The following is a 12,995-nucleotide window of genomic DNA, read 5'->3' on the forward strand; positions in this document are numbered from 1 at the left end:
GAAGCTGTGGGTGTCCTATGCGTTCCGTGTCGCGAGCGGAATCCGTACCAGGAACGTCGCGCCCCCGCCGGATGTTTCCCGGACCTCAACAGAGCCGTCGTGGGAGTCGACGATCGCCTTGACGATCGCCAGGCCTAGGCCGCTGCCGCCGGTGGCGCTGTTGCGGGACTCATCGGCCCGGTAGAAGCGTTCGAAGACGCGATCGCGCAGCGCGGCGGGGATGCCAGGGCCGTGGTCGCGCACCTCGGTGACGCCGTAGTCGCCCTCGGCGCCCACGGCCACCTCGATCGGTGATTCGGTGGGGGAGTAGCGCAAGGCATTGCCGATCAGGTTCGCGATCACTTGCCGCAAGGCCGAGTCGTCACCGATGACTGGGGTCGGTCCGACAGGACCCGACCGGCTGAGCATTCGGATTTCGCGGTCTCGGTCGCGCACGCGGGCATCTTGCACCGCGTCGGCAGCGATGACAGTCAGGTCGACCTCGTCGCGTTCATCACCGGTCAACTGATGCCCACCGTGTGGCTCGTCCAAGCGGTTGAGCAGCAACAGCGATTCGACCATCCCGCCCATCCGGGTGGCCTCGTTCTCGATCCGGAGCACAGCGGCGGCAACGTCGGTCGGGCTCGAGACCGCGCCCTGGCGGTAGAGCTCGGCATAGCCGCGCACCGTCGCCAAGGGGGTGCGCAACTCGTGGGACGCATCGGCGACGAACTGCCGCATCTTCTCCTCGGAGCGTTCGCGCAAGGTGAACGACTCCTCGATGCGCGCCAACATGAGGTTCAGCGAGCGGGACAAGCTGGCGACCTCGTCGCGGCTGTCGGCCTCGGGAACGCGCCGGGTCAGGTCGCCACCGGCGATGGTGGCGGCAGTGTCCTCGATCTCGGTGAGGGGCCGGAAGGCGCGCCGCACGCCGTACCAGCCAGCAAATCCACCGAACAGTGTGACGATCACACCCGTGGCCGTGACGATCGCGACAACCCGGCTGACGGTGGCGTCGACGCTGTTCAACGACACCGCCACGGCGTAGCGGAAGGTGCCGTGGGCCGCGTCGGTGTGAGTGCCGACCATGACTCGCCAGTGGTCGTCGCCGGTCTGCGAATCGACGGTGAACGGGCCTGCGGTGCCACTCGATTCGCCTAGTTCGGGCCAGTTCGGGACGCTCGCGCCAGGCGGTCGGAAGGTGTCGGTGTGGTTGCCGTCAGCGCCCCGCAGTCGCACCACGTAGGTGCCGGTTGGAACGTACGCCGGGACCAGCTGGGTGTCACCGTCCGGTCGAGCCGCGAGCGCCGCGCTCACCAGTGGTGAGGTCGCGGCGCGCAGCTCGGCGTCCTGGCGTTGCAGCAGGTAGCGCTGGAGCAGCAGGCTGGCCGCGACGCCGGTCACGGTGAGCGCCAACAGAAGCAGCAAGGTGAGCATCGCTACGAGCCGGAGGCGCAGGGGGAGCGCTCCGACCCGTTCGCGAGTGCGGGAGAACGGCATCAATCGCGAGGTGCCCGCAACACGTAGCCGACGCCGCGCTTGGTGTGGATCAGCGGTTCGCCGACGATGTCGACCTTGCGGCGCAAATAGGAGATGTAGCTCTCGACGATGCCGGCCTCGCCACGGAAGTCGTAGTCCCAGACGTGGTCGAGGATCTGCGCCTTCGACAGCACCCGGCCAGAGTTGACCATCAGGTAGCGCAGCAGTTTGAACTCGGTCGGCGACAGGTCGATGATCGCCCCGTCGCGGCGTACCTCGTGGGAGTCGTCGTCCAGTTCCAGATCGGCGACCACGATGGAGGCGGACGAACTGTTGCCGTCGGAGGTGCGCCGCAGCACCGCTCGGATCCGGGCAACGACCTCTTCCAAGCTGAATGGCTTGGTGACGTAGTCGTCACCGCCGACGGTGAGTCCCTTGACCTTGTCTTGCACCGCGTCGCGTGCGGTCAGGAACAGGATCGGCAGTTCGATGCCGCGCGAGCGCAGGGTGCGGGTCACGGTGAAGCCGTCCATGTCGGGGAGCATCACGTCGAGCACCACGAGGTCGAACGTGACTGATGCGGCCAGCCGCAGCGCGTCGTTGCCGTTCGCGGCGGTGGTCACCTCGAATCCGGCGAACTTCAAGGTGGTCGCGAGCAGCTCGCGGATGTTCGTCTCGTCCTCGACGACGAGCAGCTTCGCTTCGGCGGTGTCCATGGCGCCCACAATCCTAGAGTTGCCTGGGAGTCTACTGAGAGGAATGGTTAGCTCAGGTAATGAGTTAAGCTAAGGAGGTACTCCTGTTCATCCCCGTACGAAGGAATCGATGCAATCCGACGATCGCGCCAACCTCTCGGCCGAACTACGCATGGCCTGCATGCGCATCAGTCGACGAACTCGCTTCGAGAATGTCGACACCGTCGCCCCTCACCAGTTCTCGGTGCTCTGCAAGGTGCGGGAGGAGGCGATGACGCTGACTCAACTGGCCGAGTCGGAGTGTGTCAGCGGACCGTCGATGACCCGTACGGTCGCGGCGCTCGCCGACGCCGCGCTGGTGGAGCGGGTACCCGACGAGAAGGACCGCCGGCGCACCTGGGTGCAGATCACCGCCGCCGGTGAACAGGCAGTCATCGACACCAAAGCCTCGCGCGACCGGTGGATGCAGAAACGGGTCGAGGAACTGTCTGATGCTGAGTGCGAGGTGCTCGCCCAGGCGACCGAAATTCTGACCCGGGCGCTGGCGCGATGAGCCCCACTTTCGCCTCCCTCTCGGTGCGCAACTACCGGATCTATGCCGCCGGAGCGATCGTCTCCAACACCGGAACGTGGATGGGCCGGGTGGCTCAGGACTGGCTGGTGCTGACCCAGCTGACCGACCACGACTCGACCGCGCTGGGCATCGTGACCGGTCTGCAGTTCGCCCCGGTCGTGGTGCTCGCGCCGATGGCCGGCGCGTTCGCTGACCGCTACGACAAACGCAAGCTGCTGATGATCTCCCAGATCACGCTCGCCCTGAACGCCCTGGTCACCGCACTGTTGGTGCTCGGTGGGGTGGCCCAGTTGTGGCAGATCTACCTGCTGGCGCTCGCGCAGGGTGTCTCGACCGCGCTGGACAACCCGACCCGGCAAGCGTTCGTGTCGGAGATGGTCCCGCCCGACAAACTCAGCAACGCGGTTGGCCTGAACAGCGCGTCGTTCAACGCGGCCCGGCTCATCGGACCCGGCGTGGCCGGCGTGATGATCGCGGCCATCGGCACCGGGTGGACGCTGCTGGTCAATGCGGTCTCGTTCATCGCGGTGCTCGGCTCGCTGATGACCCTGCGACCGGCCGAGTTGCTGCGGTCGCCTCGGTTGAAGGGGAAGGGCGGGGTGCGCGAGGGCTTGGCATACGTTCGCGGACGGCGCGACATCATGCTGCTGATGTTCGTCGTGTTCATGCTCGGCACCTTCGGGATGAACTTCCAGATCACCATTGCGCTGATGTCGACCACGGTGTTCCACAAGGGCGCCGGCGAATACGGACTGCTCGGCTCGGTGATGGCCATTGGCTCGCTGACCGCTGCCCTCATGACCGCGCGTCGACCCAAGCCGCGGCTGCGGGTGCTGTTCACCGCGCTGATCGCCTTCACCATTTCCTCGGCCGCTGCGGCGTTCGCGCCGAACTACGTGACCTTCGCGATCCTGCTCATTCCGACCGGGTTGGCCGCGCTGACCGTGTTGACCACCGCTAACTCGGCCGTGCAGCTGAGCGTGTCACCGGTGATGCGTGGCCGAGTGATGGCGCTCTACATGGCGATCTTCCTGGGCGGCACCCCCTTGGGTGCGCCGATGATCGGCTGGGTCGGCTCCAGCTTCGGGGCGCGCTGGACCATCCTGGTCGGCAGTATCGCCAGCGGGATCGCGGCGATCGCTGCCATCCTCTACACCATGCGCACGCGAGATCTGCAGCTCCATCTGAACCGTCACCCCTGGTCGCTCGAGGTCACCTCGCGCCAGCAGGCGGCTGCGGCGATCACCCCCGAGCAGGTGCGCTGATGTCGCCGCGGTCTCGGCGTTACCTGGTGATTGGGGTGCTCGTCGGCATCCTGCTGGTGTCGCTGATCAGCGCGATCGTGCGCTGATCAGCCGCTCACTCGTTGGGCGCGTTGCGCGCGTTCGGCGTTGTCGACGGCCTCGATGACGACCCGGCGCAGCGCTCGCGGGGCGACCGGGTGGGCATCAAGCCAGCCGTTGACCGCGGCCACCGCGGCATCACCCGCGGCGTCGGCGTCGACCTGCGGGAAGAGACCGGTGACCAAGCGCTGGGCCATCGACTGCGGTCGTCCCTGCCAGACGGTGTCGAGCAGCGCGACGTAGTCCGCGACAAAACGGGTGCCCGGGTGGCTGAGCGCGAATCCGGCAAGCGTGGCCCGCTGGTGGTCGTTGCTGAGCTTGTCCGCAGCGACCAGCTCGTCCCACGACTGCTGCTGCGTGGCGGGGTCCGCTGCGTACGCCGTCAGGCTGCTGGTGTGGCCGATCATCGTGTCGTCGTCGGCCAACACCGCGCGTACGTCGTCGGCGCCCCAGCGCCCGATCCGCACCAACGAGGCGGCCAGTTGCCAGCGCAACTCGGCATTGACCTCCAGGCCCTGCGGGCCCTTGCCGGCCGCCAACGCCAGAGCGTCGTCGGTGATCGTGTCGCTGTGGGCGGCGGCCTCGGCCAGGATCTCCGCCCAGATGCGCTGAAGATCGCTGTCGGGCGCCGCCACAGCGAGGGCGTCGCGGGCCGTGGCACCGAGCGCTGACCAGGCGGCGGCGCGGTCGGCAGCCAGCAGGTAACTGCCGATCGCGGTCTGGGCCTGGCCGGCAATGATCCGCAGGATCATCGCGTTCGGTTCGGTCGGCGCCTGCGCCCGGAAGATTCGTACGAAGTCAGCCGGCGGGATCTGCGCGTCGCGGGCCTGATTCCACAATGCCGTCCAGACCGCACCACGCTGAAGGTCGTCGCCCAGAGTCGAAAGGTGCTGTTCCGCGGTCGCCCGCGAGCGCTCGTCCAGTCGGCTGATGCCGTAGGTGAGGTCGCCCGCGTTGACGATCACCAGATCGGCGGACTTGCCGACCGCGGCCGGCAGCATCGCCGTCGGACCCTCAAGCAGCACCAGCTCATCGAAGGTCTGCTCCAACCGGCCCGCCTTGACGACGTGGCCAGCAACCCGCATCCGGTGCGGGCGGATGACGTCGCCAACGGATGACTGCTCCAGCGTCAGCGCGGTGATCTGCGCCCCGTCCCGTTCGACGGTCGCGGTCAGTCGTGAGGGATAGGTGGTGTGCAGCCATACCTTGGCCCATTGGTCGAGGTCGGCATCGGTGTGAGTGGCAAGGGCGGCGAGCAGGTCGGTGAAGCGGGCAGTGCCGAAGGCGTGGGCCGCGAAGTAGTCGCGGGCTCCGGCGAAGAAGGCATCGCGGCCGATGAACTCCTGCAGCTGACGCAACACCGAGGCGCCCTTGGCGTAGGTGATCCCGTCGAAGTTCTGCCGGGCCGCCTCGAGGTCGGGAATGTTTGCGATCACCGGGTGGGTGGTCGGCATCTGGTCAAACCGGTAGGCGAACGCCTTACGACCGGAGGCGAATTGCAGCCACGCCTGATCGAAACGGGTGGCTTCCTGGCTGACCTGATAGCCCATCAGATCGGCGAACGACTCCTTCAGCCACAGGTCGTCCCACCACTGCGGGGTGACCAGGTCGCCGAACCACATGTGGGCCATCTCGTGGAGCACGACCTCCGCGCGCGAGGTGCGGTTCATCACCGTGGCACCGCCGCGGAAGAGGTAGTCCTCCTTGAAGGTCACCAGCCCGGGGTTCTCCATTGCGCCGAGGTTGTATTCGGGCACGAAGATCTGGTCGTACTTCCCCCAGGGGTAGGCGAAGCCGAAGTTCGCGTCGTAGAAACCGAGACCAGCGGTGGTGAGCTCGAAGATCTCCTCGCTCTCGAGGTGGTCGGCCATCCCGCGCCGACAGAGCAGGGTCAGCGGCACCTGCTGACCGTCGTCGCTGATCCACTCGCTGTCGACCCGGTGGTAGGGCCCCGCGGCAACTGCCACCAGATAGCTCGACAGCGGCGGGGTCGGTGCGAAGGTCGCCGTTGCCGCATCCGTGGCGCTGTTTTCTTCGCGGGCGACCTCGGGCTGGTTGGACCGGATTTCCCAGTCTCGCGGCGCGGTGACGACCATTGTCCAGCGCGCCTTGAGGTCGGGCTGCTCGAAGCAGGCGAAAATTCGGCGCGCATCGGTGGGTTCGCAATGGGTGTAGAGGTAGGTCCGGCCGTCCTGCGGGTCCAGGAAGCGGTGCATGCCCTCGCCGGTGCGGCTGAATCGGCACCGCGCCGTGACGATGACCGTGTTGTGACCGGCCAGGTCGTGCAGCAGCAGGCGAGCACCGTCGTAGGCCGGCTCGATCGCGGCACCGTTCAGTTCGACCGCCTCGATCTCGTCGGCGACCAGGTCAATCCAGGTCGCCGGGCCGGTCGAGTCGAACACCAACGTCGTACGCGAGGTGAAGGTCGCGCTCTCGGTCGGGGCGGTCGTCAGGTCGAGCTCGACGCGGGCGGCGGTGACAGTGATCTGGTCACCCCGCGCGTCGCACTCCTGCCAGGTCAGGTTCAGGTCTGCGCTCACGAGGGACGAGTCAAGCACGACCGGTGATCCCGTTCAGCCCAGGGCGTCGACCACGAAGTCGATGCACTGCGTCAGTGCGGTGACGTCGGCCGGTTCGACCGCCGGATACATCCCGATCCGCAACTGATTGCGGCCCAGCTTGCGGTAGGGCTCGGTGTCGACGACACCGTTCGCCCGCAGCGTCGCCGCAACAGCGGCGGCGTCGATCCGATCGTCGAGGTCGATGGTGCCGACCACCTGCGAGCGGTGGGCCGGGTCGGAGATGAACGGTGTCGCGTACGGATTGTGCTGCGCCCAGTCGTACAACCGGGTGCTGCTGTCGGCGGTGCGCTGCGCGCACCAGGCCAGGCCGCCCTGGTCGAGCATCCAGCGCAACTGTTCGCGCAACAGAATCAAGGTGGCCAGCGCCGGGGTGTTCAGTGTCTGGTTCTTGCGTGAGTTCTCGATGGCCAGCTGCAGGCTGAGCGAATCGGGGATCCAGCGGTCCGAGGCGGATATCCGTCCGGCTCGCTCGATGGCAGCGGGGGAGAGCAGCGCAATCCACAAGCCACCGTCGGAGGCGAAGGACTTCTGCGGTGCGAAGTAATAGGCGTCGGTGGCGCTGACGTCCAGCGTGATGCCGCCGGCCGCGGAGGTGCCGTCAACGACGGTCAGCGCGCCGTCGGCCGGAACCCGGCTGACCGGGACGCTGGCGCCCGTCGAGGTTTCGTTGTGGGCGGTCGCATAGAGGTCGACGCCGTCGACCGGCTGCAGATCGGCGACGCTGCCCGGCGCCGCGTTGCGAAGGTCGGGGTCCTGCAGGAAGGGAGCCTTCGTGGTCACCGTGGCGAACTTCGAGCTGAACTCGCCGAACACGGCATGTTGCGACCGCTGCTCGACCAGTCCAAGGGCCGCGACGTCCCAGAAGGTCGTCGAGCCGCCGAGGCCGATGATGACTTCGTAGTCGGGGGGCAGTGAGTAGAGCTGCGCGATGCCCTCGCGCACCTCGCCGACCAAGTCGAGCACCGGCCGCTGGCGATGGCTGGTGCCCATCACCGAAACGCCGTCAGCGACCAGCGCGGACAGTTGCGCCGGGCGCACCTTGCTGGGGCCGCTGCCGAAACGGCCATCGCCGGGCAGGAGGTGGCGCGGAATCTGCGGGGGCTGCGTGGTCCGAGGGGCATCGCTCACGGCGTCGATCTTGCCAGCGCGTACGTTGATCGCATGGAACCGATCGAACGGTGGGACTACGCGGGCGAGGGCTTGGACGAGCGGGATCTGCCGGCGGCGCCGCTGCCGCTGATCGAGGCATGGCTGCACCAAGCCCACCAGCGGCAGCAGGAAAAGGGTGATGTTCCCGAGCCCGACGCGATCAGCGTGGCGACCGTCGACGGTGACGGGCAGCCTCGTGTCCGAACGGTGTTGATGCGCTATCTCACCGCCGCCGGTCCCGGTTTCTACACCAACCTGGACTCTCGCAAGGGCCACGACCTCGCAGGAAACGCGCGGGTGGCGGGCACCCTCACCTGGACCTCGATGTTCCGCGCCGTTCGCTTCGCTGGTGTCGCCAGGGAACTCGACCGCGACACCGTTCGGGACTACTTCGAGAGCCGCCCGTGGGGCAGTCGAATCGGCGCCTGGGCCTCCCAACAGTCGCAGCCCATTGGCAGCCGCGCCGATCTCGAGCGACAGGTCGCCCAGTTCGAGGCGAAGTGGCCAGACACCGGCAGACCGGACGATGTTCCGCTGCCGGATCGGTGGGGTGGATATGTGATCGACTGCACCGAGGTCGAGTTCTGGGCTGGCCGTTCCTCCCGGTTGCACGACCGCCTGGTCTTCGTCCGTCAATCCGAAGGGGATCTCGCGACCCCGGGTGCCTGGCGGGTCGAGCGCCGCCAGCCGTAGCGCTGGGTCTGCGAACAGGCGTGAAGAAGCCCGTGGGATTGCCGGATATTTCCGGCGGTGCAATGGACGGGTCGCACACCCACGGGCTTCGGCGGTTGCGGTGTTTTCACTCCGCTCGTCCGGTGTCGGCCACACGAAGGGCGGCTGACGGTTCCGGTTGCGCTAGTGCGCAACCACCTCACGCGTCCGATGAGAAATCATGCTTCGGACCACCTCCTTTCTCGTGTACGGCCGACGCTACGCCGCGGCGGAAGCGGTCGCAATGGATATTTCGGTGGAGGTGGATTCGCCGCCCCGGCGAAGTCAGAAATGTCCCGGAACGAACTCGGCCGGCACGCAGAATGCGTGCCGGCCGAGGAGCCAGAGGCTCGGACGAAGGTGCCAAGGGGGTAGCACCCCGTCGAGAGCATTTATACGGCATCCAGCATGCCGCAGGTATCCATTTCAAGAACTCTCGCCGGGCGAAATTCGTGGGTGCTGGCGATCCTGTCGGTGCCGAGTGGCAGGCTGGAGCCGTGAGCGACCTCATCGACACCACTGAGATGTACCTGCGCACGATCTTCGACCTTGAGGAGGAGGGGATCGTGCCGCTGCGCGCGCGCATCGCCGAGCGGCTCGGCCACTCCGGTCCCACCGTGTCCCAGACCGTTGCTCGGATGGAACGAGACGGTCTGGTGACCCTGGCCGGAGACCGCCACTTGGAACTGTCCGACCACGGCCGCCAGCTGGCCACCCGTGTCATGCGCAAGCACCGCATCGCCGAGCGACTTTTGGTCGATGTCCTCGGACTCGAACTGGAGTTCGTCCACGACGAGGCGTGCCGGTGGGAACACGTGATGAGCGAACGTGTCGAGCGCAAGATCCTCGGACTGCTCGACAACCACGAACTGTCGCCCTTCGGCAACCCGATTCCGGGTCTCGAGGAGTTGGGCGAGAAGGCCACCCTCGTTCAATTCCGTGACGGTGTCGCGCCATTGATCGAGCGCGTCACCGAGGTCGAGGCCGACTTCGTCGTGCGGCGCATTGGCGAGCCCGCCCAGGCCGACCACGACACGCTTGCAGTCCTCACTGGCGCCGCGTTGGTGCCCGGCGCGGTCGTGACCGCTCGCCGCGAAGGCGACCGCGTTGTCGCTCAGGCGACCGGGTCCGGTGGCGCCGTCTCACTGCCGTTGGATGTCGCCCACCACGTCTTCGTCGACGTCTGATTGACACTGCTCCGTCGAGAGTTCCGACCGCCGGCGGATAAACGTGATCTTGTCCACAGCCAGCCCGCTCGTTTGGGTGCTGGAGGGGTGCCTCAGTTAGCCTCGACGACGGTCGTCCCACCAGGGATGGCCCCACCGGGTGTAGCCGAGTCCTGCCCGTCCGGTCGGAGTTATGCAACCCGCGGGCAGGAGCGGGGGACCCAATTGTGGGCGGACCTTGGTTCGTCCTTGGGGCTAAGTCGTTGTGCCGCACCGAATTCGGGGGAGACGTGCGCGCAGCGGCCGGTGGAAACCTCCCCCCGAGCCCGACAGCTCACCTCGTAGGCGCACGAGAGGCTTTACTGTGTCTTTTTTTGCTAGCCGTGGGCGCCATACCTCGCCCACCAAGTTCACGACGTCCGTTCGGGCCACCGCCCTGATGGCCGCTGCTGGCGGCATCGCAGCCACCGCGGCGGCGAGCAGCAACACCGCTGTTGCAGCCACCGGCAATGTTTCGATGACCGCCGCTCCGGCGCAGGTGGCCCCGGCCGCCGCCGCTGTGGTGCAGGCTCGCCCGGCATCGCTGCAGCAGACCGCTGCCGCCGCCCCGCAGCTGAACCTGGTTTACGCCAAGCGACTGGTCGCCCAGCAGCACGCCAAGACCACCCCGGCAGCCGCCACCACGCAGGTCTCGCGATCGAGCCAGCGTCCGACCCAGTCGGCAACGCGTCCGGCGCAGGCTCAGTCGACCACCCGACACAGCGCCACCACCGCGCGTGCGACGGCCACCACGACCCGTACGAAGGTCGCTACGACCACTCGTGCGAAGGTCGCGGCGCCGAAGACGACCTCGACGGTTGATAACACCCCGGCCACCGGCGGCATCGTCTCGATCGCGTCGCGCTACATCGGCGTTCCTTACGTGTTCGGTGGCAGTTCGCCGTCCGGCTTCGACTGCTCGGGTCTGACCCAGTACGTCTTCGCCCAGGCGGGCATCTCGATCCCGCGCACCGCGAGCGCCCAGGTGGCCGCGATGCGTCACGTCAGCAACCCCCAGCCCGGCGACCTGGTCTACTTCGGTTCGCCGGCTCACCACATCGGCATCTACGTCGGTGGCGGCAAGATGATCGCTGCGCCCTACCCGGGCCAGAGCGTTCGCCTGCAGCCGATCTGGGACACCCCCACGGGCTACCTGCGCGCCTGATTGCCAAGCTCCCTCGGAGCTTTGAACGGCCCGTTCCGCTGCGGCGGGGCGGGCCGTTGCGCATTCTGCCGCGACCCTTCGGGCGATGACCTGCGTCACGTAGGTTCGGCTGGCCTGCAACACCCCGACTGGGGGTGCACAATGTCGCGAGTGACAGCAACCAAGTCCGGCAAGGGCGCCGCGCACAAAGCCGGTGGTTTCGCCATGATGATCGGCGCGCTAGGCGTCGCCTTCGGCGACATCGGCACCAGCCCGCTCTACGCGATGCAGGCGGTATTCAGCGAACACCACGGGGCGGTGAAGCCGACCTCATTCGACGTCTTCGGCATCATCTCGCTGGTCTTCTGGTCGATCACCGGCATCGTCAGCGTGAAATACATCGTCTTCATCCTGCGCGCCGACAACGACGGCGAGGGCGGCGTGATGGCGCTTTCGCACCTCACCCGCCGCAGCGTGAAACCGGGCGGCAAACGTTTCAAGGTGATCGTGACTCTGGGGGTGATCGGCGCCGCGCTGTTCTACGGCGACTCGGTGATCACGCCAGCGATCTCGGTGTTGTCGGCGGTCGAAGGTGTCGGTATCGCCGCGCCAAGTGTCGACCATCTGGTCTTGCCCATCGCCTGCGTGATCATCGTGGTGCTGTTCACGATTCAACGGTTCGGAACGACGGTGATCGGCCGGGCCTTCGGACCGGTCATGGTGGTCTGGTTCGTCGTCGTCGGTCTGCTCGGGCTGCCCCACATCATCGACAACCCGCAGATCCTGCGGGCGTTGTCACCGTCGTACGGCATCGAGTTCATCGTTCACAATCCGGGAATCGCGTTCATCGCGATGGGTTCGGTCGTCTTGGCGATCACCGGCGCCGAGTCCTTGTACGCCGACATGGGTCACTTCGGGCGCCCGCCGATCAGCCGCGCCTGGTTCTTCCTGGTGATGCCGGCGCTGACCCTGAACTACCTGGGGCAGGGCGCGATGATCCTCGCCGACCCCGGCAAGATCGACAGTCCGTTCTTCCGGATGGCGCCGAGCTGGGCAAGCCTGCCCCTGGTCGTGCTGGCCACGTTGGCCACCACGATTGCTTCGCAGGCCGTCATCTCCGGCGCCTATTCGATGTCGCGGCAGGCGGAGCGGCTGGGCTATTTGCCGCGGCTCACCGTGCGCCACACCTCCGAGAGCGAGGGCGGCCAGATCTACCTGCCGGTGATCAACTGGCTGCTGTTCGGCGGTGTGATGCTGCTGCTTGTCACCTTCAAGTCCTCCGAGCGGTTGGCCGCCGCCTATGGCGTCGCCGTCACCAGCATGTTCCTGATCACCAGCGTGATGTTCCTGGTGTTGTCGGATGCGCGCTGGAAGTGGCCGCGCTGGCGGATCGCGTTGGTCGCGCTGCTGTTCATCCCGCTGGAGATCATCTTCTGCACCGCGAACCTGGCCAAGGTCGCCACCGGCGGCTGGTTGCCCCTGTTGATCGCCACGACCGTCGCCGCGCTGATGTTCACCTGGGCTCGCGGACAAGTGATCGTCACCGAGCGGCGGCAGCTGAAGGAAGGGCCGTTGCGGCCGTTCCTCGACGCATTCCACGCCAACCCGATGATGCGGGTGCCCGGCACAGCGGTCTTCCTGCACCCCAACAAGATCACCGCGCCGCTGGCGCTGCGCGAGAACGCGTCGTTCAACCACGTGATTCACGAGAACGTGCTCATCGTCTCGACCCACTCCGAGAACGTCCCGCACGTCCCGGCCGACGAGCGCGTGGTGATCGATGACCTGGGCGACCCGTTCGACAACATCACCCACCTGACCTTGCGGTTCGGCTTCCAAGACGACCAGGACGTTCCGGCGGCGCTGGAGCGGGCTCGCGACATGGGCGTCGACTTCGACGCGGGCGACGTGACCTACTTCCTGTCCCGGATCAGCGTGCACCTGTCGAGCGACAACTCGATGCCCAAGTGGCGCAAGCGGGTCTTCATCGGCTTGGCCCACAACGCGGCTACGCCGGTGCAGTACTTCCGCCTCCCGGAGGAGCGCACCGTGATCATGGGTGCGAACGTCCCGCTCTGACAACAGATCCCCGGTCGCCGCAGCAGTGACCGAGGAGCGGACGCCAGGACATCGA

General features: G+C 67.0%; 10 protein-coding genes and 1 riboswitch. Of the genes, 6 read left to right on the top strand and 4 right to left on the bottom strand.

The window, feature by feature from the left end:
* Window positions 1–15 precede the first annotated feature (15 nt).
* A complete protein-coding gene (locus ACYU98_RS13920) occupies window positions 16–1,416 on the bottom strand; it encodes a sensor histidine kinase (RefSeq protein WP_460468812.1) in 1,401 nt (466 codons plus the stop codon).
* 62 nt (window positions 1,417–1,478) lie between these two features.
* Window positions 1,479–2,174, bottom strand: coding sequence for a response regulator transcription factor (locus tag ACYU98_RS13925; protein WP_460468813.1), 696 nt, complete (start codon window positions 2,172–2,174; stop codon window positions 1,479–1,481).
* A 109-nt stretch (window positions 2,175–2,283) separates the two neighbouring features.
* On the opposite strand from ACYU98_RS13925, the gene ACYU98_RS13930 reads away from it, so the two are divergent.
* Complete coding sequence (locus ACYU98_RS13930) at window positions 2,284–2,706, top strand: MarR family winged helix-turn-helix transcriptional regulator (protein WP_460468814.1); 423 nt, start codon at window positions 2,284–2,286, stop codon at window positions 2,704–2,706.
* Complete coding sequence (locus ACYU98_RS13935) at window positions 2,703–3,992, top strand: MFS transporter (RefSeq protein ID WP_460468815.1); 1,290 nt, start codon at window positions 2,703–2,705, stop codon at window positions 3,990–3,992. Before ACYU98_RS13930 ends, ACYU98_RS13935 begins: the two co-directional genes overlap by 4 nt.
* A gap of 86 nt (window positions 3,993–4,078) precedes the next feature.
* Here ACYU98_RS13935 and pepN read toward each other — a convergent pair whose 3' ends face one another.
* Window positions 4,079–6,610: an aminopeptidase N gene (gene pepN, locus ACYU98_RS13940; RefSeq protein ID WP_460468816.1), complete on the bottom strand. Its 2,532-nt coding sequence runs from the start codon at window positions 6,608–6,610 to the stop codon at window positions 4,079–4,081.
* Window positions 6,611–6,643: 33 nt separating this feature from the next.
* Window positions 6,644–7,780, bottom strand: coding sequence for a phosphoserine transaminase (gene serC, locus ACYU98_RS13945; protein WP_460468817.1), 1,137 nt, complete (start codon window positions 7,778–7,780; stop codon window positions 6,644–6,646).
* A gap of 33 nt (window positions 7,781–7,813) precedes the next feature.
* On the opposite strand from serC, the gene pdxH reads away from it, so the two are divergent.
* The 4 genes from pdxH (at window position 7,814) to ACYU98_RS13965 (ending at window position 12,940) form a co-directional block, all read left to right on the top strand.
* Window positions 7,814–8,494, top strand: coding sequence for a pyridoxamine 5'-phosphate oxidase (gene pdxH, locus ACYU98_RS13950; RefSeq protein WP_460468818.1), 681 nt, complete (start codon window positions 7,814–7,816; stop codon window positions 8,492–8,494).
* A gap of 515 nt (window positions 8,495–9,009) precedes the next feature.
* The gene (locus ACYU98_RS13955; protein WP_460468819.1) at window positions 9,010–9,699 is read left to right on the top strand and encodes a metal-dependent transcriptional regulator; all 690 of its coding nucleotides are present in this window, start codon (window positions 9,010–9,012) and stop codon (window positions 9,697–9,699) included.
* A gap of 163 nt (window positions 9,700–9,862) precedes the next feature.
* Window positions 9,863–10,039: riboswitch (cyclic di-AMP (ydaO/yuaA leader) on the top strand.
* A 3-nt stretch (window positions 10,040–10,042) separates the two neighbouring features.
* A complete protein-coding gene (locus ACYU98_RS13960) occupies window positions 10,043–10,882 on the top strand; it encodes a C40 family peptidase (RefSeq protein WP_460468820.1) in 840 nt (279 codons plus the stop codon).
* 141 nt (window positions 10,883–11,023) lie between these two features.
* A complete protein-coding gene (locus ACYU98_RS13965; RefSeq protein WP_460468821.1) occupies window positions 11,024–12,940 on the top strand; it encodes a potassium transporter Kup in 1,917 nt (638 codons plus the stop codon).
* Window positions 12,941–12,995 lie beyond the last annotated feature (55 nt).

Source organism: Calidifontibacter terrae, from assembly GCF_054778835.1.